We start from the raw sequence: 24,270 nt of genomic DNA, 5'->3' as shown, positions 1-24,270 counted from the left end.
GGGTAGCGGAGCCTGCGGAGCGTCCCGGCGTCACGGAGCGGGCGAGGTGGCAGCATGACCGGCGCCTTCTACCCGCAGCTGCGCACGATCCACGACGTGATCGCCCACCACGGCCGCGAGCACGCGGACCACGTGGCGATCATCTGCGAGGACCGTCGGCTGACCTACGGCGAGCTGCACAACCTGAGCAACCGGACGGCCAACGCCATGCACCGGTCGGGGGTGGAGGCGGGCGACCGGGTCTGCTTCCTCGGCAAGGAGTCCGAGCACTACTACGACATCCTGTTCGCCTGCGCCAAGGCCGGCGCGGTGCTGACCCCGGTCAACTGGCGGCTCAAGCCCGCCGAGATCCACCACATCCTCCACGACTCGGGTGCGACGCTCCTGTTCGCCGACGACGAGTTCCTCGACATGGCGGCGACGCTCAAGGAGGATCTCCCCCGGCTGCGCCGGATCGTGCCGCTGCCCGCGATCGCGGACTGGCGCGGCACCGACGACACCGAACTGCACGCGGTCTTCGGCGAGGAGCACCCCGTCGCGCAGGTCTACACGAGCGGCACCACCGGCAACCCCAAGGGTGCCGTGCTGGCCCACCGCAGCTTCTTCGCGATCAAGCACGCCCTGGCCAACGCCGGCCTCGACTGGATCGACTGGCGACCCGAGGACGTGAGCCTCATCGGCATCCCCGGCTTCCACATCGGGGGGCTGTGGTGGGCCGTCCAGGGCTTCGGTGCGGGCATCACGATGGTGTCGGTACCGGTGTTCGCGGGCCACAAGGTGGTCCGGCTCGTGCGTGACCTCGGCATCACGACGGCATGTCTGGTGCCCGCGCAGATGCAGATGATGCTCGCGCCACCCAGGCCGCGCCGGGAGGACTTCTCCGCGCTGCGCAAGATCGTGTACGGCGGCTCACCGATCTCCGAGTCCCTGCTCGGCCGGTGCATCGAGACGTTCGACTGCGAGTTCGCCCAGATCTACGGGCTCACCGAGTGCGGGAACACGGCCGTGTGCCTGCCGCCCGCCCAACACGTGCCCGGCGGGCCGCGGATGCAGGCCGCCGGAATGCCGTACCCCGGCGTCGAGGTGAAGGTGCTCGACGACGACGGCGAGCCGGTCGGGCCGGGTGTCGTGGGTGAGGTGTGCCTGCGCAGCCCCGCGCTCATGCTGGAGTACTGGGGTCTGCCGGAGGCCACCGCGTCGACCGTGGTGGACGGCTGGCTCGTCACCGGCGACGCCGGGTACGTCGACGAGGAGGGGTTCCTCTTCATCAGGGACCGCGTCAAGGACACGATCATCGTCGCGGGTGAGAACGTGTACCCTGCGGAGATCGAGAACGCGGTCGCCGCGCACGAGGCCGTGCTGGAGGCCGCCGCGGTCGGCGTGCCGAACGAGCACTGGGGCGAGGTCGTCCACTGTTTCGTCGTGCCGAGGCAGGGCGAGACCGTGACCACGCGCCAGCTGGTCGCGTTCCTGCGCAACCGCATCGCCGACTTCAAGATCCCGTCGAGCTTCGAGCTGATCGACACCCTTCCCCGCAACCCCAGCGGCAAGATCCTGCGCCGCGAGCTGCGGGAACGTTTCTGGCAACACCTCGACCGCCGCGTGGCATAGCCGCCTTCCGGCAGTTCGTCTTCTCCTACCACAAAAACTCTACTTACCAGGCGGTTTCCTCATGCGTATCACCCTGCGTTCCCACAGCGACCGGCTGGCCCTGTGGACCGGCAGCCACAGTCGGTTAGCGGTTTCGTACTCGGAAGACCCCGTTCAAGTGGCCGGCTCACTCCCGCGCCGGCCGGCCGACGAACGGAAGACCGTCCTCCTGTTGGGAGGCAACGGTTTCGTCGGTATGCACTTCCTGCGTGACCTCCTCGACGACGAGCGTGTCGAGAAGGTGTACATCCTGGTCCGGCCCAAGGGCACCAACTCCGGCGAGGCCCGGCTCGCGCGGCAGGCCCGCAAGTACAAGCTCGCGCTGCCCGACACCGGCAAGCTCGTGGTACTGGAGGGCAGCTACCTCGACCCGTCGATGGGACTCGACCGGGCGACCTACGAGCTGCTGCTGTCCGAGGTGGACATCGTCCTCGACGCCGCGGGCGCGACCACGCACGAGTACCCGTACTCGCGCTACCGCAGGGAGAAGGTGCTGCCGACCGTCACGCTCGCCGAGTTCTGCCTGACGCGGCGGTTCAAGACCCTGCACGTGATCGGCTCGGTCGGCAGCGAGGTGTACAAGCGGCGCCGCGACTTCTTCCGGGGCAGCTTCTTCTTCTGCGGCTACAGCAAGATGAAGTTCGTCGTGAAGCACCTGTCACTGCGGCTGAGCCGCGACGGCGTGCCGATCCACATCTACCAGGCGCCGTTCGCACTCGGCGGTCCCGGCACCGCGTTCCGGGACCCCGGCATGGAGTACTCGTTCTGGAACATGATCTGGCACATGGTGCGGCAGGGCCAGACCTGGCAGTCCGGCGCCACGATCCCGATGGTGGCCAGTGACGTCCTGTCCCGCGCGGTGCTCAACAACGCGCTCTCCGCCGCGCCACGCGTGATCAGCTACCCGGTCACGCCGGTCACCACCGCCGAGCTGGCCGAGCGCTTCGGCCTGGAACTGGTGTCGTGGCGTGAGTTCCGGGCCAAGCTGGTGCGGGACAACCGTTTCCGGCTCGACGAGGTCAGCTGGCGCCACCCGGTGTCGAGCACGCGCCGCGCTCTCGCGCGGGCCAACTTCGTCCGGTCGCTGTTCCCCCGCTGCCTGCCGGAGATCCTCGAGAACATCGACAAGGCCGCCACCGCGCCCGCGACGACCCCGCTGGTGCCTGGCCTGCCCGCGATCGACGTGCTGCACGCGAACGCACTGAACATCCGCAAGCTCGCCAAGGAACTGCCCGTCACCGCACCGGAGACCGGCGCGGTCAGGGAAGCAGCGTAGAGAGGGGCCGGCGATGGCCAGGGAGTTCGTACCGATCATCGACCTGTCCACCCGGGACACCGCCGCGGGCCGCGCCGCCCTCGCCGAGGCGATCGGCGGCGCGTGCGAGACGTCCGGGTTCTTCACGATCACCGGCCACGGCGTGTCGAAGGACCTCGTGGACCGCATGTACAAGACCACGTCGAACTTCTTCACCTCGCCGGAAGGGGTGAAGGACCGCAGCCTCAACCAGGGCAGGGGTGTGGCTGGCCTGCGCAGGGTCGGCGGCCCGTACGAGGCGTTCGCCGCGCACGTGACCGGGGACCTCGGCGAGGAGGAGCGGGCGGCGCTCGGCGACTACCCCGCAACGTGGAAGGCGCCGAACATCTGGCCGGACGCGCAGTTCAAGGCCGTGTGGGACGAGTACGTCGCCGCGATGACCGACCTCTCGGCCGACGTCATGCGGTTGTTCGCACTCGCGCTCGACCTGCCAGAGTCCTTCTTCGACAGCAAGTTCGACAACCACGTGTCGCTGATCGTCGCCAACTACTACTACGCGGGGCCGAAGCCGGAGGTGCTGCGCCGCGAGCGGCACACCGACTGGGGCAGCCTCACCGTGTTGTACGTGGAGGACGAGCTCGGCGGCCTGCAGGTGCTGCGCGGCGAGGACGACTGGGTCGACGTGCCCGCCGTCCCGGGCAGCTTCGTCGTGAACATCGGCGACCTGATGGCGTTCTGGACGGGCGGGCGCTGGGCCTCGACCGTGCACCGCGTGGTGAACCCGGAAGAGCTGGAGGTGTCCTCGCGCATCTCGGTCCCGTTCTTCTACCTGCCCAACCACGACGCGTCGATCGAGCCGATGGGCCCGGTCGCGGGCATCGAGGCCGACCTCGACCGGGTCACGGTCGGACAGTGGTTCTCCCACAAGATGCAGACCACCTACAAGGCTGCGTGACTGCTTACTCCGGGGTTACCGGGAGTTGTTTGACTTGAGGATGAGGTAGGAGGAGTCGGCATGCCCACTCGACTGGAGACCCGTGATCTCGCGTGGCGGGACACCTGGCGCGCCGCGCGGCTGCTCGCGGACGCGTACGCCGACGGCGCCATCTGGGCCGCCGCCGGCCGGATGACCCGGTGGCAGCGGCAGGTCTCGCTGACCCTGCTCTATCTCGCCGAACTGCTGATCTGCCGGTGGGAGAAGGGTTTCGCGATCGGGGCGGCCCGAGGTGACCGCCTCGAGGGCGTGCTGATCTCCTACACCGCGGGCGAGCGGCCCACACCGTGGTGGGGCTGGGTGCTGCGGGCACCCGCCTGCCTGTTCGCCGGGCCGGTGGCCGTGGCGCGGTGTGTGCGGATCTCCGGCGACCTCGAACGGCTGAAGCCACGCGAGCCACACGTGTGGCACGCGGTGCTCGGCCGTCGCGGTGACACGCCGGGTGTCGGGTACGTGCTGCTGCGGGCAGGCCAGGCGAGGGCGGACAGCCTCGGCCTGCCCGGCTACCTCGAGACGTCCGCGGGCGACGAGCAGGTCGAGATCAACGTGCTGCTCGGCTGGTCCGTGGTGGACGAGTACGTGCTGCGGACGGGCAAGGTGGTCCGCACGATGTGGCGCGACTGCCCGGCGCTGGTGACGTCATGACGTTCCTCATCCCACCCGAGTACCACGTCGCCGACACGCCGCGTGCCGAGGCCGCGCGGATCCTGGACTGCACCGAGGAGGCGCTCGACGCGTTCGTCTCAGGTGGACTGACGGTCAGCGACGACCTCTTCGACTCACGCGACCTGTTCAACCTCGGACTGCACTCCGGTTCCGGGCGGACGCTCCCGGAGCAGGCGTTCGCCTACGCGTTGCGGTGGATGCGGTCACCGACACCCTCCCTGCTGGCACCGAGGACGTCGCGGTTCTCCGTGCGGCTCTCCTGCGCGTGCGCGTCGGCCGCCTTCGCGCCACCGTGCGACGCCACGGACGTCGAGGTGACCGCGACGAGTCTCACCGCGACGATCCGCACCCGGGGTGAGTTGTCACCGCTGCGGTCGCCGGACCTCGTCTCGCTGGTGGGCGACTTCACGGCGTTGGGGCTGCGGTGGGTGAAGCTGCCGGATGCGTTGCGCCACGACGAGGACGTGCTGCTGACGCACCGGGTCGCGAGCTGCGACTCGGCGAGCAGCTACCTCGCCAGGCGCTGCCTGGAGGCCGGGTTCGCGGCGCGGACGCGTCGGGGCTGGGTCATCGGGATGCTCGACCTGGTGCACGCGTGGGTCGAGGTGACCGACTCGGACGGGGTCACGAAGGTGATCGACCCGATCTTCGCGTTGCTCGCCACCTCCGTGACCGACGCCAACCCGGTGCTGACCGACCCGTCGCTCTCCCTGCGCACCAACAGGCTCGTCCCCACCGACAGCCGCGTCGGCGAGCACGTCGCGGAGCACGACTGCGACCTGCCCGCCACCATCAGGATCACCCAACTCGAGGAGAAGTCATGACCACGGCCGTTCCTGAGTTCATCACGTCGTTCCTCGAGTCGAAGTGCCCCGACGTGGGCCCCATCGGTGTGGACGAGGACCTGGTCCTGACCGGGGTGCTGAACTCGATGCACTTCGTCGAGCTGCTGTACCTGATCGAGGCGGAGCTCCACACCGAGATCACCCTCGACGAGGTGACCACGGACGACTTCCGCACGATCGCCAACATCCGCAACCGTTTCTTCCCTGAAGCGGTCGCCTGAGCGGCCGTCCACTCAGGACCGGCGGTAGCTCAGCAGGACCGCGCGGTCGTCGAACGCGCGCGTCTCCGCCAGCCTGAGGCCGAGCCGCTCGGCCACGGGGAAGATCCGCTTGCCGCCGCCGAGCACGACCGGGTGCACCACGACCTGGTACTCGTCGATGAGGTCGTGGCTCGCCAGCGCGGCCGCGGTCTCGGCGCCGCCGGTGAGCACCATGTCCTTGCCGTCCTCGGCACGCAGTGCCCGGACGGTGCCCTCGAGGTCGGCCGTCACGCGGGCGTTCCAGCCCGCCTCGGTCAGCGTCCTGGAGAACACGACCTTCGGGGTCTCCCGCCAGATGGGGGCGAACTTCACGCTGTGCGGGTCGTCCGCCACCTGGTCGGCCGTTGGCCAGTAGCCGGACATCAGGTCCCAGACGACCCGCCCGTACAGGAACACGCCCACCCGGTCGCTCATGAGGTCCGAGTACTCGGACAGCTCCGGCGTCAGCAACGGCCAGTCGAACTCACCGTTCGGGCCCGCGATGAAACCGTCGATGGACGTGTGGACCCAGTAGATGACCTTGCGCATTGCTCCGGCTCCTTCTTCCGTGGACTTCGCCGGGAAGTCGGAGCCGCGCGACGCGTCTCGACATCACTCGCCGAAGAATCTCAGCGCGTCCGGGAGCACGAAGCCGTCGGGACCGGACGGGAAGTCGTGGACCGCCACGACCGCCTCCGGCCGGATCGGACCGAACACGTGCGGGAACCAGGCGCCGTTGGGGTCCGGCGGCGAGCCCGGCTCCCAGCGCAGGGGCACGTCGAGCCGCGCGGGGTCGACCACCAGCAGCAGCAGGTCGTCGCGCCCGGCGAACAGCCGGTTGGCGGGCAGGTGCACGGTGCCGAAGTCGGAACAGTGGAGGAAGCCCTCCGTGTCGAGCGACGGCGCACGGTACGGCTCGCCCGGCCGGTAGTCCGCATTGGTCGTGATGTGCAGGATCATGGGTCGCACGGTAAAGGGGAGTGGGCTCGGACTTGTGTCTGGGGAGTCGCGGCCCGAGCCCACTCCATCCGGTCAGCCGCCTGGGGGCGGCGTTTCGTCGCCGCTGGGGGGTGCGGCGGTCGCGGCGCCCTCGGCTGGGCTGCCCGGAGTCTGTGTCGTGATCGGTGACGGTGGCGGCGGTTGTTCGTGGTCGGCGGGCGGCGGCTCGCTCGACCGGGAGGACGGGGGCTCGTCGTGGTGGTGGCCGTCGTCCTCGCGGTCCTTGCCCGGCTTGGGCTGGTGTGTCCGCGGCCCGGGACCGTCGTCCCGCCCGCAGACCGCGCACGGACCGTGGCCCGGCGACGACGTGCCGTGCGGCGCGGGCACGTCGTCAGGCTCGTTGGCCGCCCTCGACGGCGGGGGCTCGGTCGAGGGGCGCACGACCGCGGCGGACGTCGTGGCGGTCACCGCGGGCGGGTCGGCGGGCACGGCGGGGCCCTGGTCCGGACGCAGGATGGGCAGCACGCCGCCGGCTGTCGCCAGCACGGCCCCGGTCGACGCGGCGACGGCCCCGACGACCAGCACCTTCACCGTGAGTACGCGGGTGAGCAGCGACCGCCTGCGTGGGGCGGGCACGGCGGCCCGGAAGGCGGCCATGGCGGCACGCTCGCCCGCCAGCTCCTCCGGGTGCCCAGGCACGACGGCCGCACGCAGCACCGCGTCGAGCGGCTCGTGCGGGTCCAGGCCCCAGGTGTGCGTACTCATCTCATGTTCCTAGGCGTACCGGCCGCCACGTTCGTCACACCGGCACGTTCGAGCCGTTCGGCGAGGGTGCGCAGGCCCCGCCACGCGGCCGTCCGGACGGCGCCGGTCCGCTTGCCCATGACCTTCGCGGCGGCCTTCGCATCCAGGCCCATCACCACCCGCAACAGGACGGCTTCGGCCTGGTCCCTCGGCAGGGTGGCGACGAAGGCGATGGTGGCGTTGGTGGCCGCGAGCCCGATGGCCTCGTCGGCGGTGTCCTGGGCCGACGGCAGGTCGGCGAGCACGTCCACCGGCAGTCCCGGCTGCGGGCGGCGCTGGTTGCGCCGGACGTGGTCGAGCGCCCGGTGCCGCGCGATCGTGGCGGCCCAGCCCCGGAAGCCCGCGCCCTCGTCGCGGAACGAGTGGATGTCCCTGGCGATCTGCAGCCACGTCTCGGACGCGAGGTCCTCGGCGTCCTCGCCGACGAGCCCGCGCAGGTAACGCAGCAGACCGGGCTGTACCTCCCGGTACAGCAGCCGGAACGCCTCCTCGTCACCACGGCGCGCCGCACGCACCGTCGCGGAGAGGTCGGCCGCCGCCTGACCTGCAGTCACTGGGAACCTCGTTTAGGTGGACGCCACCCCCATCCGTTAGGCGTACGGGGCTGAGAAAGTGTCACACCAGGACCGTGTATCAACTGGACGCCCAGACATGTCCAGAACCTACACTCGCCGGGAGGGAACGGACCCGGCCGAAAGGAACCGACCCGTGCCCCGCATCGGCATCACCGGACACTCGAACCTCACGCAGGCGACGCTGCCGTTGGTGACCGACGCCTTACGGACGGCACTGTCGGTCCACGCCCCGGCGTCGCTCACCGGCGTCAGCTGCCTGGCCGCGGGCGCCGACCAGGTGTTCGCGCGGGTGGTCCTCGACCTGGACGGCGAGGTCCACGTGGTCCTGCCGTCGTCGGACTACCGCGCCCACCAGCCCGACCTCGCCGAGTTCGACGCGCTGCTGGACCGGGCGGCGGCCGTGCACACGATGCCGTTCCCCCGTTCGGGGCCCGCGGCGTACATGGCGGCGAGCGAGCACATGCTCGCCAGGGTCGACGCGCTGCTCGCCGTCTGGGACGGCAGGCCCGCCTCCGGCTACGGCGGCACCGCCGACGTGGTGGCCGCCGCCCACCATCGCGGGCTACCCGTGACGGTTCTCTGGCCGCCGGGCGCCGCGCGCGGGTAGCCCTTCGGACGTCATGCCCCGCTCGTCCACACGGGACCGGGGCATGACGTCTCCGGCGACCGCCGCCCGATCATCCACAGTGGATGGACGGGTGATGTCGGCTAGCCGAGCACCGCCGGGGGCTGCCAGTCCTCGCCGTTGAGGTGGTGGGCCAGGAAGGCCAGGACCGTGCCGTACCAGACCTTGACGTGTTCGGGCTTCATGACCCAGTGGCCCTCGTCGGGGAAGTAGAGGAACTTGTGGGCGCCGCCCGTGTCGGGTGAGTGGGAGGTCAGGTCCCACCACATGGTCATGGCCTGGCCGATCGGGACCCGGTAGTCCTTGTCGCCGTGGATGACGAGCATGGGGGTCGTCATCCGGTGGACGAACCGGTGCGGGGAGTAGGTCTCCGCGCTCTCGGGGGTCATCTCGCGGACCCACTCGAAGGCCCAGTCCGTCGTCGTGCCCATCTGCCCCATGTGCCACAGCGACGCGTGCGTCACGATCGCCGTGAAGCGGTCGGTGTGGCCGGCCACCCAGTTGGCCATGTAGCCGCCGTAGGAACCACCCATCGCGGCGGTCCGCGTCCCGTCGATCTCCGGCAGGGCCACCGCCGCGTCCGTGACCGCCATCAGGTCGGTGTACGGGGTGCCGCCCCACTGCCCCCAGCCCCGCTGGATGAAGTCCAGGCCGTACCCCGTGGAGAGCGCGGGGTCCGGGAGCAGCACGGCGTATCCCCTGGCCACGGCGACCCACGGGTTCCAGCGCCAGTGCCAGTCGTTCCACGAGTTCAGCGGGCCGCCGTGGATCCACAGCAGCAGCGGCGCGGGCTCGTCGCCCTCGGGCAGTGCGAGCCAGGCACGCAGCGGCGTGCCGTCCTCGGCCGTCGCCGTCACCTCGGTGACCCTGCCCGGCACCTCGACCGGCGGGACCGGACCGCGCAACGCCGTCACGCCCGAGGCGGTCACGCGGTACGGGGTCGGCGGGTGGTCGACGGCGGCCCGCAACGCGTACACGGTCCCGTCCGGGGCCACCCGGGGGCTCGAGTACGCACCGTCCTCGGTCAGCCTCGTGACCTCGCCGGAGGTCACGTCGACCCGCCACAGCGGCGCGTGCCCGTGGTCGTTCGCCACGCACACCAGCGCGTCACCGGCCGGCGTCCAGCGCGGCGAGGTCGGCCAGCGGTCCCACGCCCTGGCCACCGGCGTCACCGTGCCGTCGGCCAGCGACACCACCGCGAGCCACGAGTCGCCGACCCGTTCCGGCACGGGCCGTTCCCACACCACGACCGCGACCGCCGTGCCGTCCGGCGACACCCTCGGCTCGGTGTAGTCGTACGCGACGTCGTCGGCCAGCACGCGCCGCTCCCCCGTCGCGACGTCGACCGCCACGAGCGTGTTGCGCTGTGACGCACCGGTCTCGCCCACCGCCCACGACGCGACGACCGTGCCACCGTCCGGCGTGACGTCCCACGTCGAGTCGTCGTGGAGGGCTCGGCCGACGTGCCCGGTGATGTCACGCAGCTCCTCCCCCGGCAGACCCGCCAGCAGGCGCGTGCGGGCCGGGCCGAGGTCGTGGTCCCAGAACCGGACCGGGTACTCGTCGTGCAGGATCGCGGCGACCTCGCCGCGTTGGTCGTGCAGGTTCCTGTCATGATCAGGATCCGTCGCCGAGGGCAGCATGGCGGCCCCGAGCACGACCGTGCCCGCCTCCCGCGCCACCACGACGTCACCAACACCCCCGGGCGGCGCGGCCAGCAGCTCGGCCTCACCGCCGTGCGGCAGGCGCCACAACGCCCTGCGTGGGTCGTCGTCCTTGTCCGGTACCGGCCGCGCCGACACGAACAGCAGATCGCCATCGGGGGTGAAGGCCGCGCCGTTCTCGCCCTGGTCACTGCGGGTCAGGCGGCGCGCGGGCCGCTCGCCGTCCGGGTCGACCTCCCACAGGGAGGACACGAACTTCGTCTTCTTGGCGTTGGGCACGGACACGCCGACGACGAGGCGACGCCCGTCCGGCGAGAGCCACAACCCGGCCACGCGGGGAAGGGCCACGAATCCGTCGAGGTCAGCGAAGAGGTCTCCGGTCGTCACCCGATCCTTCCTACCACGGAAGTTCCCGGCAGTCGCGACTGCCAGTAATGTCTGGATCACGAATGGGAGCGGAACCCTGGGAACCCACGAAACGGAGTATTGGGTGTCACAGCAAACCAACTGGGTACCGACCTCGGTGAACACGGACAAGCCGAGCGCAGCGCGGATGTACGACTACCTGCTCGGCGGCAGTCACAACTTCGCGGTCGACCGGGAGTTCCTCGAGAAGATCCTGGCGTTCCAGCCGGAGGTGAAACGTTTCGCCATCATGAACAGGGCATTCCTGCGCAGGGCCGTGCTGTACATGCTCGACCGGGGTGTCCGCCAGTTCCTCGACCTCGGCTCTGGTATCCCGACGGTCGGGAACGTGCACGAGATCGCGCAGAAAGTGGACCCGACCTCACGCGTGGCGTACGTCGACAACGAGCACGTCGCCGTGGCGCACGGTCAACTCCTGTTGGAGGACAACGAGAACGCCACGATCATCATGGCGGACATCACGAAGCCCGGCCTGGTCCTGCGCGATGCCGAGGTCCGCCGCGTGCTCGACTTCGACCAGCCGATCGGGCTGCTCGCGGTGACCATAGGGCACTACATCCTCGACGACCACGACCCGAACGGCGTCTTCACCGCCTACCGGGAGGCGCTGCCGAACGGCTCGTACCTGGCCATGACCCACCTGACCAACGACTTCGCGTCGGTCAAGGCCGAGGAGATCACGGAGACCATGAAGGGCTCGCAGAACAACCTGCAGGCCAGGACCCGCGACGAGATCGCCGGTCTGTTCGGTGACTTCGAGCTCGTCCCGCCGGGGCTGGTCACCACGTCGCAGTGGCGGCCGGACCTGCCCGAGCTGGACGAGCCGGAGCGCGACGGGCTCTACGCGGGAGTCGGCCGCAAGGGCTGACCGGCACGCGTGAACCTCATGGCCCCGTCCTCGACCGGGCGGTGCCGCAGGGAGACCACGTCGTGGGCGTAGCTCATGCCAAGCTGCCACGGCGCACGCGAGCCGGACCTGGGGAACTCGTCCATCGAGCGAAGGACGTAACCGGCCTGGAAGTCCAGCAGTGGCCGTTCGGTCACTGCTGGACCTTCCCTCGTCGGCACGAATCGCGCGTAGCCGTGCGTGTCCATGTGCCGCAGCAGCCGCGCGGTGTACTCGGCCACCAGGTCGGCCTTCAGCGTCCACGACGCGTTCGTGTAACCGATGGTGAACACGAAGTTCGGCACGTCGCTGAGCATCATGCCCTTGTAGGCCATGGTTTTCGGCAGCTCCACCGCCCGGCCGTCCACGGACAGCTCCATGCCGCCGAAGGCCAGCAGGCGAAGCCCGGTCGCCGTGACCACGATGTCGGCCGCCAGCTCCTCCCCCGACCTCAGCGAGATGCCGTCACGGGTGAACTCCGCGATCTCGTCCGTCACGACCGACGCCTTCCCGGTGCTGATCGCCCGGAACAGGTCACCGTCCGGCACGAGGCACAGACGCTGGTCCCACGGCTGGTACCGGGGCCGGAAGTGTTTGTCCACCTCGTAGCCGGGCGGCAGCATCCTCACTGCCGCCCTGCGGATCATCGACCTCGCGATGTGCGGGCGGCGCCTGCTCAGCTGGTAGAACAACGTGCTCATGACGACGTTCTTCCACCGCGTCAGGAAGTAGGCCCGTGAGGGGCCGAGCACGCGGCGCAGCCGGTTCGCGATGGCGTCCCGCGCAGGCAGGGACATGACGTAGGTCGGCGACCGCTGGAGCATCGTCACGTGCTCCGCGCGGTCGGTCATGGCGGGCACCAGCGTCACCGCGGTGGCGCCGCTGCCGATGACCACGACCTTCCTGCCCGTGTAGTCCAGGTCCGCGGGCCAGCGCTGGGGGTGGACGACCGGGCCCGCGAAGTTCTCGATGCCGGGGAACTCCGGCGTGTGGCCGCTGTCGTAGTGGTAGTAGCCGCTGCACAGGTACAGCAGGGACGCGGTCAGCACGACCGCCTCCCCGTCGTGCGTGGCGGTCACCGTCCAGCGGGAGTCCTCAGTGGACCATTCGGCGCGCACGACCCGGTGGCCGAAGCGGATGTGCCGGTCGATGCCGCCCTCGCGCGCGGTGTCCCGCACGTACTCGAGGATCGACGGGCCGTCCGCGATGGCCTTCGCCTGTGTCCACGGTCGGAAGCGGTAGCCGAGGGTGTGCATGTCCGAGTCCGACCGCACGCCCGGGTAGCGGAACAGGTCCCACGTGCCGCCGATGGCGTCGCGGGCCTCCAGGATCGTGTACGTGCGCAGGGGAAAGGCCGCCTGCAGCTGGTGTGCCGCACCGATGCCGGACAACCCGGCCCCGACGATCAGCACGTCGACATGACTGCTCACCGGTCCGCCTTCTGCTGTGTCCGCAGCCGGCTCTGCACGCGGGAGATCACCTCGTAGTAGTGCGTCGGGGTGATGCGTGCCAACGCGTCGAACAGGTACGCGTCCGGGCCGACCAGGATGCGTGACCTCCCGCGCGACAGTCCCTTGTGGATGATCGCGGCGGCCCTGTCCGGTGAGGTCATCGTGATGGCCTCGAACTGCGCGGCCATCTGCTCCTTGGTGCGGCCGAGCCCCTCGGGGTCCCTGCGGATGCGTGCGTTGCGGGCGATGTTCGTCGTGATGCCGCCGGGGTGGACGGTCACCGCACGCACGCCGGTGCCGCGCAGCTCCTGGCGCAGCGAGTCGGTGAAGCCGCGGACGGCGAACTTCGCGGCACAGTAGGCACTCTGGAACGGCATTCCCACCAGGCCGAACACGCTGGAGGTGTTCACGACGAACCCCGAGCCCTGCCCCACCAGGATCGGCAGGAACGCACGGGTCCCGTTCACCACGCCGTGGAAGTTGATGTCCCACAGCCACTGGTCGTCCTCCGGCACCGCGTCGAGCACCGACGAGGTGACCGCCACACCCGCGTTGTTGAACACGGCCCCCAGCGGCGCGGGCAGCCACTCCCGCACCTCGTCGGCGAAGCGCAGCACGTCGGCCGCGTCCCGGACGTCGAGGACGCGGGTCAGCACCCTGCCGGACAGCGAGCCCTCGGTCTCCTTCAGGCCGCTGGCGTCGACATCGGCGATGGCCACCGGCGAGCCAAGCCCGGAGAGGCGCCGTGCGAGTGCCCTGCCGATACCCGAGGCCGCCCCGGTGATCATCACGGGCCGGCCCGCCACCTCACGACCTGGCATCGCTGCTCCTCCTCGCGTGGCTGTCGATCAGGTCGAGCAGGCGCGGCCACGCGCCCTTCGGCAGGTCGTGGCCCATGCCCTTGATCGTCTCCAGGCGGGCGCCCCTGATCGCCCGCACGGTCGCGGCGCCGCCGGTGGGGTTGACCATGCGGTCGCGGTCGCCGTGGATCACCAGCGTCGGTGCGGTGACCGAGGCGAGCCGCGCGGTCCTGTTCCCCGAGCGGAAGATCGCGGACAGCTGGCGTGCCGTGCCCGCCGGGGACGGGTCGCGGTCCCAGCCGGTGCCGGCCAGCTCCGCGACGAACTCCTCGTCGAGCGGGAAGCCGTGCGAGCCGATGTGGCGGAACATCCGCAGCGCGCCTGCCACGGCCTCCTCCCGGGTCCTCGCGGGCTTGCCAGCCATCAGCCGCCACGTCGACAGCGCCGGTCGGCCGACCCGCCGCGCACCCGTGTTCGACATGATCGACGTCAGCGTGCGCACCCGCCCCGGGTACTCGGCGGCCACAGTCTGGGCGATCATGCCGCCCATCGACACGCCGACGATGTGCACGTCGGGCAGCTCCAGCACGTCCAGCAGGCCGACCGTGTCCAGGGCCATGTCGGACAGGTCGTACTGACCCTCCGGGAACCTGCCGAGCAGCATCGCGCCGAAGCTCGCCGGGCGGTAGGACAGGTGCGTGGACAGGCCCGCGTCGCGGTTGTCGAACCGGATCACCCGGTAGCCGCGCTCGGCGAGCGCCTCGCAGAAGGCGGTCGGGTAGCTGTGCAGCTGCTGCCCGAGGCCCGCGACCGCGACCAGCGGCTCGCCGGTCCCGATCTCCTCGTACGCGAGGGAGATCCCCCGCCCGACGTCGACGGTCCGTTCTGTCAAGACTGTGCTCCCATGGTGGACTCGGTGGACGAGGGCACCGCACCGGCCGTGCGGCGGTACACGACAGCGAGGCCGCCCTTGGCCGGTGCGCTGGCGACACCCCGCGAGTGCCAGCGTTCCGAGGGCTCGCTGGTCGGCACCAGTGTGTGGTCCCGCAGCAGCGTGCGCAGCACGACGTTCATCTCCATCGTGGCGAACGCGGCGCCGATGCAGCGGCGGGTGCCGCCGCCGAACGGGATCCACTGGTAGAGGTCGGGCCGGGTGCCGACGAAGCGCGACGGGTCGAACGCACGCGGGTTCGGGAACACGGCGGGGTCCGCGTGCAGGATGGCGATGCTCACCAGCACGTTGTACCCCTTCGGCACCACCCAGCGCCCGAGCTCGAAGTCGTCGACCCTGATGTTGCGCCCCACGAAGTCGATCACCGGGCGGACGCGCTGGGTCTCGATGATCGACGCCTCGCGCAGCGCCTTGCCGCCCTCGTCGTGCTCCCGCACCAGGTCACGCAGGATCCTCGGGCGCCTGCGCAGGCGCTCGACCGTCCACGCGAGCGTCGTCGCGGTGGTCTCGTGGCCCGCCGCGAGCAGGGCGAGCAGCTGGTCGGCGATCTCGCTCCGCGCCATGGCCGAGCCGTCGTCGTAGCGGCTCTGGACCAGCATGGAGAGCACGTCGTCGCGGTCGTCCAGGTCGGTGGCCTTGTCGATCAGCCGGTCGATGATCGCGTCGTACTCGCGGCGCAGCGCCCGGTACCTCCCCCACGGGGTCCACCTGGGCATCGGGCGGCCGGGGATCGGCAGCGAGACGATCCGCGAGCCGACCCTGACCATCTCGGGCAGCAGGTCACGCAGCTCGTCGAACTCCGCGCCCTCCGCGCCGAAGACGGCGCGCAGGATGGCGTTGAGCGTGATCCGCATCGTCGACGGCATCACGGGGAAGGGCGTGCCCTGCGGCCACGTCGCCATCTCGCGCACCGCCTCGTCCTCGACGATCCGTTCGAAGGCGGCGAGCTTGCGGCCGTGGAACGGCGGCACGAGCAGCTTGCGCTGGGCCCGGTGGGCCTCGCCCTTCAGCGCGAACATCGACCCGGGGCCGAGGATGCGGCCGAGGTTGGGCTCGACGTTCTCCGCGATGTCCGAGCTGGTCTGGAACAGCTGCCTGATCTCGCCGGGATCGCTGATGACCAGCGCGTTCCCGAAGACCGGCACGTCGACGGTGAACGCGTCGCCGTAACGCTCACGCATCCGGGGGATGCCCCGGTTGGGCTGGGTCAGCGCGTAGACCGCCTGCACGAACCGGGGCGTCGTCGGGCCTGGTGGCAGCTTCGTCATCAGAGCAACACCTCATCGCCGCAGTGGTACGTGACAGTACCAATCGCACGGTACGCCGATGTACCATCAGGCACAAGTGAGGTGTATTAGCGTGACGCCGGTGACCACTCCGCAGCTCCAGCAGACCTTCAGGCGCCGCCTGCTGGACGGGTTGGCCGAGTCCATCGTGGCGGTCGGCTACCGCGAGACGACCGTCGCCGACATCGTCCGGCGCGCCCGCACGTCGCGGCGCACCTTCTACGAGCACTTCGCGGGCAAGGAGGAGTGCTTCGTCGCGCTGCTCAGGGACGCGAACGCGGAGATGATCACGCAGATCAGCGCGGCGGTCGACCCGTCGACACGCTGGGTGACGCAGGTGCGCCAGGCGATCGGGGCGTGGATCGCGTGCGCGGAGTCGCAGCCGGGCATCGTGGTGAGCTGGATCCGCGACGTCCCCGCGCTCGGCGCGTCGGGCAGGGACCTGCAACGCGAGATGATGGCCGCGTTCATCAGGATGGTCCAGACCCTGTCCGAGGCCGACGAGTGGCGCGCCGTGCGGCCGGAGGGCGTGTCGCGGCAGCTCGCCATCCTCATGCTGGGCGGGCTGCGGGAGCTGATCGCCACCACCGTCGAGGAGGGCGGGCGGGCAGGCGACATCACGGAGGTGGCGGTCAACGCGACGATCGCGCTGCTCGCACCGCCGGAGTCGCTGTCGCTGCCGTCGTGAGCGCGGCCCCACCGGCCTGCCCCCGCGACGGCGAGACGGTCACGACCTCGCGTTCGTCAGCTCCGCGATGAAGCGCTCACGCAGGTCCTGCGCGGACAGCGCGAGCAGCGCGGGCACCTCGCGGTTCCACTCCGCCGCGAACCTCTCCGCGGCGTCCCGGAACCCGCGCCGGATCGCCGAGCGCCCCAGGAGCAGCCCGAGCGCGGTGAACGGCGCCAGCACGCCCCGGCTCCGCAGGCGCACGTCCGCGGTGACGGTCCACCGCCCGTCCGGGCCCGCCGACGGGGTGAGGGTGAAGGAGACCCCCACCATCCCGTGCTTCGCCTTCCCCTCGACGGCGGGCTCCTCGGCCTTCCCCGACACCGCGTGCCACCACCGCTCGATGTCCACCCGCATACAGCCCCGTATCCGGCCGAGCCAACGGGACGACATCGACCGCACGTCCCCGCCGACCTCCGCGAGCCGGGGGGACTCCGCGCTGACCAACCGGACCGACATGAGCGAGGCCCAGCGTTCGTCGGACAGGTGCAGCGTGCCGGACGTCTCGCCGTCCCGGCGCCAGGACTCGACGGTCACCTGCAGACCGTCGTCGCCGTACCAGGAATTGGGGCTGAGGTGTTCCCCGCCGACGAGCGGGAGCTCGGTACCGAGGGCTTCCCCGACGATCTCGTGGCCCAACCCGACTTTCTCGTCGAACCAGTCCTTCGGGACGGGTCCGAGGACAACGGAATGACGCAAACGAGTCATGCCGAATCCTTGCATGCCGGACGCGGCCACAACAGTCACAAGACGGAACTGTCTTGTGACGCACCGAATCACCTGGTGACGCCCGCTGCTTTCGTTGATAACACGGAGATCACGGCGACGACGTCATTTCTTCACCGTTGCCGGTAAGGCCACCACCGCATTCCCCCGGCCGTCGGTCCGCTCGTAGGTCATTGTTTCGCGGCCTGGACGGCCAGGTTGAGTTCCATGACATTCACGCCGGGTTCGCCGACGAAACCAAGTCCACGACCGTCGGTGAACCGGTCGACGAGCGCGCGGACCTCGTCCCCGGACAACCCGTTCACCCGCGCGACCCGCGCGACCTGCAGCGCGGCGTAGGCCGGGCTGATGTCCGGGTCGAGGCCGGAGGCGGACGCGGTGACGGCGTCGGCAGGCACCCGCGAGACGGCCACACCCTCCCGTCTCGCGATGATCTCCTGACGTGCCTTGACGGTCGCGGCGAGGTCGGCGTCGTAGCCGCCCTTGTTCGAGCCGCCGGAGGTCGACGCGTCGGCCGGACCGAGGCCGTTCTCGTCCGAGGCACTGGCGGACGGCCGGGTGTGGAACCACGGGTCGTTGTTCGGATCCCCGGCCACCGGGTCGATTCCGATGAGGTCCGAGCCGACGGTCCGCCCGTCCACCGTGACCATCGAGCCCTCCGCGTTGGCCTCGAGGCCGGGGACGTGGCTCACCACCCACACTCCCAACGGGTACAGGACTCCGGTCAGCACGGTGAGGACGAGCAGGATCCGCAGCCCGGCGAGTGTCTGCCTGCCGAGTGAGTTCATGGCGATCACATTCCAGGGACGAGTCGGACGACGAGGTCGATGAGCCAGATGCCCGCGAACGGCGTGACGACACCGCCGAGCCCGTAGACGAGCAGGTTTCGCCGCAACAGCGCGGTCGCCGTCGTCGGGCGGTAGCGAACCCCGCGCAGTGCCAACGGGATCAGCCCGATGATGACGAGCGCGTTGAACACCACCGCGGACACGATCGCCGACGACGGCGAGTGCAGGTTCATGATGTTCAGCCGGTCCAGCTGCGGGAAGATGCCCGCGAACATGGCAGGCAGGATCGCGAAGTACTTGGCGAGGTCGTTCGCCACGCTGAACGTGGTGAGCGCGCCACGCGTGATCAGGAGCTGCTTGCCGATCTCGACGATCTCGATCAGCTTCGTCGGGTCCGAGTCGAGGTCGACCATGTTGCCGGCCTCCTTCGCGGCCGACGTGCCGCTGTTCATGGCGACGCCGACGTCCGACTGCGCGAGGGCCGGGGCGTCGTTGGTGCCGTCACCGGTCATCGCGACGAGCCTGCCGCCCTCCTGCTCCTCGCGGATCAGGGCCATCTTGTCCTCGGGCCGCGCCTCGGCGAGGTAGTCGTCCACACCGGACTCCTGCGCGATCGCCTTCGCGGTCAACGGGTTGTCGCCGGTGATCATGACGGTCCGGATGCCCATCCGCCGCAGCTCGGCGAACCGCTCCCTCATGGCGGGCTTCACCACGTCGGACAGGCGGATCACCCCGAGCACCTTCTCGTTCTCCGCCACCACGAGCGGGGTACCGCCGCCCGCGCTGATCTCGGCCACGATCCGGGCGGACTCGTCGGTGGACGGGAACGCACTCGCCGCGCCCTTGCGGATGTGGCGGTCGCCGATGTCGACGCCGCTCATCCTGGACTGCGCGGTGAACGGCACGAACTCGTGTGGTTCCACCACCTCCACCGGGCCGCCGCACAGCTCCAGGACCGAGCGGCCTTCCGGTGTGGTGTCGGCGATGCTCGCCAGCCGGGCGGCAGCCTTGAGGGTGTCCGGCGACGTCCCCTCGATCGGGATCAGCTCGGTCGCCCGCCGGTTGCCGAAGGTGATGGTCCCGGTCTTGTCCAGCAGCAGGGTCGACACGTCACCGGCGGCCTCGACCGCGCGGCCCGACGTGGCCAGCACGTTGCGCTGCACGAGGCGGTCCATGCCCGCGATGCCGATCGCCGACAGCAGCGCGCCGATCGTCGTCGGGATGAGGCAGACCAGCAGCGCGGTCAGCACGATCACCGACTGCACCCCGCCCGAGTAGCGGGCGATCGGCTGCAGTGACACGACCGCGAGCAGGAAGATGATCGTGAGCGTCGACAGCAGGATCGTCAGCGCGATCTCGTTGGGCGTCTTCTGCCGCTGGGCGCCCTCGACCAGCGCGATCATCCGGTCCACGAAGGACTCGCCGGGCCGAGTCGAGATCCGCACCACGATCCGGTCGGACAGCACGGTGGTGCCGCCGGTCACCGAGGAGAAGTCGCCACCCGACTCGCGGATCACCGGCGCGGACTCGCCCGTGATGGCCGACTCGTCGACGGTCGCGATGCCCTCGACGACGTCGCCGTCGCCCGGGATGACCTGGCCCGCCTCGACGACGACGAGGTCGCCGACCGCGAGTGCCACGCCAGGCACGGACTCCTCGGTCCCGTCCGGCAGGAGGCGCCGCGCCATGGTCTCCTTTTTCGTGCGGCGCAGGGTTTCCGCCTGCGCCTTGCCCCTCCCCTCGGCCACCGCCTCCGCGAGGTTCGCGAACAGGACGGTGAACCACAGCCAGACCGTGACCAGGATCGTGAACGTCGACGGGTCGCCGATCGCGAACACGGTGGAGAGCACCGACCCGACCCACACCACGAACATGACCGGGTTGCGCAGTTGGTGGCGGGGGTCGAGCTTGCGCAGCGCGTCGGGGAAGGACACGAGCAGCTGCCGTGGGCTGAACACTCCTGCGCCGATGTGCCGCGCCTCTTCCTTGTGCCGCCCCACATCGGGTAAGGGGCGTTCTGTCGTCGTCGTCATGCGAGAGCCTCTGCGATCGGACCCAGAGCGAGTGCTGGGATGAACGTGAGAGCCGCCACCAGGACCACGGTGCCGGTCAGCAGCGTGCCGAACAGCGGGCCGTGCGTCGGCAGCGTGCCCGAGGTGGCAGGAATCTTCTTCTGCCTGGCAAGGGATCCGGCGAGTGCGAGCACCGCGAGGATGGGGACGAGCCTGCCGATGAGCATGCAGACCGCGAGCGAGGACTGGAACCACGGGCTGGTGACCGTGATGCCCGCGAACGCGCTGCCGTTGTTGTTGGCCGCCGACGTGTAGGCGTAGAGCACCTCCGACCAGCCGTGGGCGCCGTCGTTGGCCAGGTAGCCGGGTGTGCCGGACAGCATGATCGCGATGCCCGCGCCGAGCAGCAGCACCGTCGGCATGGCCAGGATCGAGATGGCGGCCGCCGTCACCTCGCGCCTGCCGAGCTTCTTGCCGAGGTACTCGGGCGTGCGGCCGACCATCAGCCCCGCGATGAACACGGCGATGATCGCCATCACGAGGATGCTGTACAGGCCGGTGCCGACGCCGCCTGGCGTCATCTCGCCGAACAGCATGTTCAGGATCGTGCCGCCGCCACCGAGGCCGGTGTAGCTGTCGTGCATGGAGTTCACGGCTCCGGTCGACGTGCCGGTGGTGCTGTCGGCGAACAACGCCGAGCCCGCGACGCCGAAGCGAACCTCCTTGCCCTCCATGGTGACGCCTGCCAGCAGCGCGGCCGGGCCGTTCGGATGTGCCTCGGCCCACCAGATCACGGTCAGCATGGCGGCCCACAGCAGGCCCATGACCGACAGCAGCGCGTGGCCCTGTCCGCGGTTGCCGACGAGCGTGCCGAACGTACGCGTGAGACAGACGGGGATGACCAGCAACAGGAAGATCTCGACGAGGTTCGTCCAGCCGTTGGGGTTCTCGAAGGGGTGCGCGGAGTTGGCGTTGAAGATGCCGCCGCCGTTGGTGCCCAGTTCCTTGATGGCCTCCTGCGACGCGGCCGGTGCGAGCGCGATGCGGTTCGCCTGACCATCCACGGTGGTCACGTCCAGTCCGGACCTCAGGCTCTGCACCACCCCCAGCGCGACCAGCACGATCGCGGAGACGAACGCGAGCGGCAGCAGGATCCGGACCGTCCCCCGCACGAGGTCGACCCAGAAGTTGCCGAGCCGGTCGGAGGCCGACCGGGTGAACCCGCGCACCAGCGCGATCGCGACGGCGAGCCCGACGGCCGCCGACACGAAGTTCTGCACCGTCAGCCCGAGCATCTGGACCGCGTGCCCCATCACGGCCTCCGGCACGTACGACTGCCAGTTGGTGTTCGTGACGAAGCTGACCGCCGTGTTGAACGCGATGCCGGGTTCGACGGCGCCGCGCCCGAAGTCGAACGGCAGCAACGGTTGCAGCCGCTGGACCAGGTACAGCAGCACGACCGACACGAGGGAGAAGCCGAGCACACCGGCGGCGTACACCGGCCACCGCTGTTCGCTGTCCGGGTTCACCCGCCCGACCCGGTAGATCACCCGCTCGACGGCGAGGTGCCTGTCGGACTGGAAGACACGCGCCATGTGGTCGCCGAGCGGCCTGTACACCGCGGCGAGCGCGAGCACGAGCAGACCGACCTGCAGCAGACCGGCCACAGTGGAGGACATCAGAACTTCTCCGGCCGCACGAGTGCCACGAACAGGTAGCCGATCAGCAGCAACGCGAGCACGCCACCGACGACGTTCGCGAGAACACCGGCCCCGTTCACGACCACGCCTCGCGACGGTCGTTCGGTGTCCGATGGTTCGCTCCGCAAGCTCTGCTCACAGCTTCTCCAACCCCCGCAACGTCAGTCCGAGGATCACGAACGCGGTGATCAGCAGCACGGCACAGGCCAGGTCGGCCATCAGCGCATGCCCCCTCCGTGTGGGCCGCCCCGATGGCGACCGAACGACGCGAGTCTGTATCGCGTTCAGGGGTCTTTGTGAGGTCCTGACGGGACCTTGACGGCGGCGCCGGGTGCCTTTACGAAATCCGAACGCGCCGTCAGGAAGGGCAGGTTCCGTCGGGGTCGACGGCATTCAGGACGCGGTGGCCGATCTCACGGAGCTGGCGGGTCTGCGGCTTCGTGAGCGGGTCGAACACGAGCCTGCGCACGGCGGCCACGTGACCGGGGGCGGCATCGACGACCTTCTGGTAGCCGTCGTGGGTGAGGGTGGCGATGGTGTAGCGGCCGTCACTCGGATCGGGGCCCCGTTCCACCCAGCCCTGCCGCTCCAGCCGTTTGACCACATGGGACATCCGCGACAGGGAGCCGTTCGACAGCGCGGCCAGGTCGCTCATGCGCATCGAGCGGTCCGGCGACTCGGAGAGCCCGGCCATGACCTGGTACTCGAAGTTGCTGATCCCCGCGTCCCGCTGGAGCTGCGCGTCCAACGCCGACGGCAGGCGGACGAGCAGGCCGACCACCGCGAGCCAGGTCTGCCGCTCCTCCTCGCTGAGCCAGCGTGGTTCCTCCATGAGCCAAGGATAACTTGACACTTCACGTACTCTTCGGTTGAAGGTTCAAGTCAAGGAGGTCGCATGAACGTCGTGCTCTGGATCATCGCCGGCGTACTCGCCGCCGCGTTCCTCGGTGCCGGCTTCATGAAGGTCGCACGCTCGCGGGAGGATCTCGCGAAGGCGGGCATGGCGTGGACCGAGGACTTCTCGCCCGGCATGGTCAAGTTCATCGGCGTGGTGGAGATCCTCGGCGCGATCGGCCTGATCCTGCCCGCCCTCCTCGACATCGCGCCCGTGCTCGTGCCGATCGCCGCGCTCGGCCTCGCCGTCACGATGGTCGGCGCGGTCATCGTCCACGTCCGGCGCAAGGAGACCAAGACCATGGCACCGGCGGTGGTCCTGCTGATCCTGTCCGCGGTCGTCGCCATCCTCCGGTTCGGCCCGTACTCCTTCACGTCCTGAGTGGACCGACCGCCTTCACCGTCTCCAGCACCGGGGCCGTGTGCAGCGTGTGAATGGCGGGCAGCGCGCCGAGCCGGTGCGTGAGGTACCGGTGCAGCGCGGCGGGATCGGCACACAGCGCGTGCGCGGTCAGGTTCGTCGGCCCGGTCGTGGCCGCGACGACCGCCAGCTCCTCGTGCGTGGCCAGCACCGTCGCCACCCGGTCGAGGTCGGCCGGCGTGACCGCCATCCACAGGAACGCCTGCGTCGTGGCGCCGTAGTGGGCCGCGTCGATCTCGACGTCGAAGAACACGGCACCCCTGGCACGGAGATCCGCCAGCCTGCGGGCGGCGGTGGCCTGCGAGAGCCCGGTCGCGGCGGCGAGACCCGCGTTGCCGAGCCTGCCGTCGTGGTGCAGGGCGGCGATCAACGCGTGGTCCGCCCGCGACAGCGGCTCGTCGGTGGCGACCCGGTCCGGCAGCCGCAGCGACCGCTGCTGTTCCGCGTCCAGTGCGTTGATCCTGCCGCGCCACGCGGTCGGGCCGCCGAGGTAGGTGTGCAGCAGGAAGTGCGCCGACACCGCCGTGACACTCGCCGTGCGCGGGATGTCGTGCAGCAGCATCGAGCTGGGCGCGTTCACCGGCGTGTGCACGATCGCCACGATCTCCAGGCCGCCCGAGGTCAGCTTGACCCACGACGTGTCGGGACGGCGGGCCAGTGAGCGTGCCAGGGTCCGCGCGCTGGCCGGCTGCGCGGTGAGCCGGACGAGCCACTGCGTCAACCCGGCCTGGGCCGGGTCCGGCAGGCCGACCACCCGCATGCCGACCTCGGCCCGCAGCCGCTGGTAGCGGCGGGCGACGGTCTGCGTCGACACCCCGAGCACGGCGCCGACCCGGCTGAACGGCGCCCTGGCGTCGAGGTGCAGTGCGTGGACCAAACCACGGTCGATGTCGTCAAGCATGGAAGATCTCGTCCAATACGACCCCGTTTCGTGGAACAAAGCTC

Annotated in this window: 26 protein-coding genes; 10 read left to right on the top strand and 16 right to left on the bottom strand. The window is 70.2% G+C overall.

The genetic code is table 11. The features are described 5' to 3' along the window. Positions 1 to 54: 54 nt before the first annotated feature. The 6 genes from CLV71_RS36495 (at position 55) to CLV71_RS36470 (ending at position 5,631) form a co-directional block, all read left to right on the top strand. On the top strand, positions 55 to 1,611 hold the full coding sequence (locus tag CLV71_RS36495) for a long-chain-fatty-acid--CoA ligase (RefSeq protein ID WP_133907457.1): 1,557 nt from the start codon (positions 55 to 57) through the stop codon (positions 1,609 to 1,611). Positions 1,612 to 1,822: 211 nt separating this feature from the next. Then, positions 1,823 to 2,926, top strand: a complete 1,104-nt coding sequence (locus tag CLV71_RS36490; protein WP_166664405.1) for an SDR family oxidoreductase — start codon at positions 1,823 to 1,825, stop codon at positions 2,924 to 2,926. Between the two features lie 13 nt (positions 2,927 to 2,939). Continuing rightward, positions 2,940 to 3,860: an isopenicillin N synthase family dioxygenase gene (locus tag CLV71_RS36485; RefSeq protein ID WP_133907455.1), complete on the top strand. Its 921-nt coding sequence runs from the start codon at positions 2,940 to 2,942 to the stop codon at positions 3,858 to 3,860. A gap of 60 nt (positions 3,861 to 3,920) precedes the next feature. Then, positions 3,921 to 4,544 (top strand): hypothetical protein, encoded by a 624-nt coding sequence (locus CLV71_RS36480; protein WP_133907454.1) that lies wholly within the window; start codon positions 3,921 to 3,923, stop codon positions 4,542 to 4,544. Next, entirely contained in the window at positions 4,541 to 5,389 is an 849-nt protein-coding gene (locus CLV71_RS36475) for a hypothetical protein (protein ID WP_133907453.1), read from the top strand. The genes CLV71_RS36480 and CLV71_RS36475 overlap by 4 nt, the downstream gene beginning before the upstream one ends. Then, positions 5,386 to 5,631, top strand: a complete 246-nt coding sequence (locus tag CLV71_RS36470; RefSeq protein WP_133907452.1) for a phosphopantetheine-binding protein — start codon at positions 5,386 to 5,388, stop codon at positions 5,629 to 5,631. The genes CLV71_RS36475 and CLV71_RS36470 overlap by 4 nt, the downstream gene beginning before the upstream one ends. A 12-nt stretch (positions 5,632 to 5,643) precedes the next feature. Here CLV71_RS36470 and CLV71_RS36465 read toward each other — a convergent pair whose 3' ends face one another. The 4 genes from CLV71_RS36465 to CLV71_RS36450 all read right to left on the bottom strand — a co-directional run bounded on the left by CLV71_RS36465 (position 5,644) and on the right by CLV71_RS36450 (position 7,946). After that, positions 5,644 to 6,198, bottom strand: a complete 555-nt coding sequence (locus tag CLV71_RS36465; RefSeq protein WP_133907451.1) for a dihydrofolate reductase family protein — start codon at positions 6,196 to 6,198, stop codon at positions 5,644 to 5,646. A 63-nt stretch (positions 6,199 to 6,261) separates the two neighbouring features. Further along, positions 6,262 to 6,609, bottom strand: coding sequence for a DUF952 domain-containing protein (locus CLV71_RS36460; protein WP_133907450.1), 348 nt, complete (start codon positions 6,607 to 6,609; stop codon positions 6,262 to 6,264). Between the two features lie 72 nt (positions 6,610 to 6,681). Further along, positions 6,682 to 7,353 (bottom strand): hypothetical protein, encoded by a 672-nt coding sequence (locus tag CLV71_RS36455; RefSeq protein WP_133907449.1) that lies wholly within the window; start codon positions 7,351 to 7,353, stop codon positions 6,682 to 6,684. Continuing rightward, the gene (locus CLV71_RS36450; RefSeq protein WP_133907448.1) at positions 7,350 to 7,946 is read right to left on the bottom strand and encodes an RNA polymerase sigma factor; all 597 of its coding nucleotides are present in this window, start codon (positions 7,944 to 7,946) and stop codon (positions 7,350 to 7,352) included. Before CLV71_RS36450 ends, CLV71_RS36455 begins: the two co-directional genes overlap by 4 nt. A 154-nt stretch (positions 7,947 to 8,100) precedes the next feature. Here CLV71_RS36450 and CLV71_RS36445 point away from each other — a divergent pair, with 154 nt between their 5' ends. Beyond that, a complete protein-coding gene (locus tag CLV71_RS36445) occupies positions 8,101 to 8,574 on the top strand; it encodes a hypothetical protein (RefSeq protein WP_133907447.1) in 474 nt (157 codons plus the stop codon). 101 nt (positions 8,575 to 8,675) lie between these two features. On the opposite strand, the gene CLV71_RS36440 is transcribed toward CLV71_RS36445, so the two are convergent. Further along, the gene (locus CLV71_RS36440; RefSeq protein WP_133907446.1) at positions 8,676 to 10,643 is read right to left on the bottom strand and encodes a prolyl oligopeptidase family serine peptidase; all 1,968 of its coding nucleotides are present in this window, start codon (positions 10,641 to 10,643) and stop codon (positions 8,676 to 8,678) included. A 103-nt stretch (positions 10,644 to 10,746) separates the two neighbouring features. Here CLV71_RS36440 and CLV71_RS36435 point away from each other — a divergent pair, with 103 nt between their 5' ends. After that, positions 10,747 to 11,550, top strand: a complete 804-nt coding sequence (locus tag CLV71_RS36435) for an SAM-dependent methyltransferase (protein WP_133907445.1) — start codon at positions 10,747 to 10,749, stop codon at positions 11,548 to 11,550. On the opposite strand, the gene CLV71_RS36430 is transcribed toward CLV71_RS36435, so the two are convergent. Genes CLV71_RS36430 through CLV71_RS36415 form a run of 4 tightly spaced genes read right to left on the bottom strand, consistent with a single transcriptional unit; the run spans position 11,523 to position 16,039 of the window. After that, entirely contained in the window at positions 11,523 to 12,998 is a 1,476-nt protein-coding gene (locus tag CLV71_RS36430; protein ID WP_133907444.1) for a flavin-containing monooxygenase, read from the bottom strand. The two genes, CLV71_RS36435 and CLV71_RS36430, sit on opposite strands and share 28 nt — an antisense overlap. Next, positions 12,995 to 13,840, bottom strand: coding sequence for an SDR family NAD(P)-dependent oxidoreductase (locus CLV71_RS36425; protein WP_133907443.1), 846 nt, complete (start codon positions 13,838 to 13,840; stop codon positions 12,995 to 12,997). The genes CLV71_RS36430 and CLV71_RS36425 overlap by 4 nt, the downstream gene beginning before the upstream one ends. Next, positions 13,827 to 14,711: an alpha/beta fold hydrolase gene (locus CLV71_RS36420; RefSeq protein WP_133907442.1), complete on the bottom strand. Its 885-nt coding sequence runs from the start codon at positions 14,709 to 14,711 to the stop codon at positions 13,827 to 13,829. Before CLV71_RS36420 ends, CLV71_RS36425 begins: the two co-directional genes overlap by 14 nt. Further along, complete coding sequence (locus CLV71_RS36415) at positions 14,708 to 16,039, bottom strand: cytochrome P450 (RefSeq protein ID WP_133907441.1); 1,332 nt, start codon at positions 16,037 to 16,039, stop codon at positions 14,708 to 14,710. The genes CLV71_RS36420 and CLV71_RS36415 overlap by 4 nt, the downstream gene beginning before the upstream one ends. Before the next feature lie 100 nt (positions 16,040 to 16,139). Here CLV71_RS36415 and CLV71_RS36410 point away from each other — a divergent pair, with 100 nt between their 5' ends. Beyond that, positions 16,140 to 16,745: a TetR/AcrR family transcriptional regulator gene (locus CLV71_RS36410; protein ID WP_243867090.1), complete on the top strand. Its 606-nt coding sequence runs from the start codon at positions 16,140 to 16,142 to the stop codon at positions 16,743 to 16,745. 39 nt (positions 16,746 to 16,784) lie between these two features. Here CLV71_RS36410 and CLV71_RS36405 read toward each other — a convergent pair whose 3' ends face one another. The 6 genes from CLV71_RS36405 to CLV71_RS36380 all read right to left on the bottom strand — a co-directional run bounded on the left by CLV71_RS36405 (position 16,785) and on the right by CLV71_RS36380 (position 22,842). Beyond that, on the bottom strand, positions 16,785 to 17,492 hold the full coding sequence (locus tag CLV71_RS36405) for a hypothetical protein (RefSeq protein WP_133907439.1): 708 nt from the start codon (positions 17,490 to 17,492) through the stop codon (positions 16,785 to 16,787). Positions 17,493 to 17,680: 188 nt separating this feature from the next. Continuing rightward, on the bottom strand, positions 17,681 to 18,298 hold the full coding sequence (locus tag CLV71_RS36400; protein WP_133907438.1) for a potassium-transporting ATPase subunit C: 618 nt from the start codon (positions 18,296 to 18,298) through the stop codon (positions 17,681 to 17,683). Between the two features lie 5 nt (positions 18,299 to 18,303). Then, positions 18,304 to 20,331: a potassium-transporting ATPase subunit KdpB gene (gene kdpB, locus CLV71_RS36395; protein WP_133907437.1), complete on the bottom strand. Its 2,028-nt coding sequence runs from the start codon at positions 20,329 to 20,331 to the stop codon at positions 18,304 to 18,306. Beyond that, positions 20,328 to 21,989, bottom strand: coding sequence for a potassium-transporting ATPase subunit KdpA (gene kdpA, locus CLV71_RS36390; RefSeq protein ID WP_133907436.1), 1,662 nt, complete (start codon positions 21,987 to 21,989; stop codon positions 20,328 to 20,330). The genes kdpB and kdpA overlap by 4 nt, the downstream gene beginning before the upstream one ends. Further along, complete coding sequence (gene kdpF, locus CLV71_RS36385; RefSeq protein WP_133907489.1) at positions 21,989 to 22,090, bottom strand: K(+)-transporting ATPase subunit F; 102 nt, start codon at positions 22,088 to 22,090, stop codon at positions 21,989 to 21,991. The genes kdpA and kdpF overlap by 1 nt, the downstream gene beginning before the upstream one ends. Before the next feature lie 278 nt (positions 22,091 to 22,368). Further along, a complete protein-coding gene (locus CLV71_RS36380; RefSeq protein ID WP_133907435.1) occupies positions 22,369 to 22,842 on the bottom strand; it encodes a MarR family winged helix-turn-helix transcriptional regulator in 474 nt (157 codons plus the stop codon). Positions 22,843 to 22,905: 63 nt separating this feature from the next. On the opposite strand from CLV71_RS36380, the gene CLV71_RS36375 reads away from it, so the two are divergent. Beyond that, entirely contained in the window at positions 22,906 to 23,286 is a 381-nt protein-coding gene (locus CLV71_RS36375; RefSeq protein ID WP_133907434.1) for a DoxX family protein, read from the top strand. On the opposite strand, the gene CLV71_RS36370 is transcribed toward CLV71_RS36375, so the two are convergent. After that, positions 23,276 to 24,226, bottom strand: coding sequence for an Lrp/AsnC family transcriptional regulator (locus CLV71_RS36370; protein WP_133907433.1), 951 nt, complete (start codon positions 24,224 to 24,226; stop codon positions 23,276 to 23,278). The genes CLV71_RS36375 and CLV71_RS36370 overlap by 11 nt on opposite strands. Positions 24,227 to 24,270: the final 44 nt, after the last annotated feature.

This window comes from Actinophytocola oryzae (assembly GCF_004364325.1).
Classification (GTDB): Bacteria; Actinomycetota; Actinomycetes; order Mycobacteriales; family Pseudonocardiaceae; genus Actinophytocola; species Actinophytocola oryzae.
This window is presented reverse-complemented; position numbering and strand designations above follow the sequence as displayed.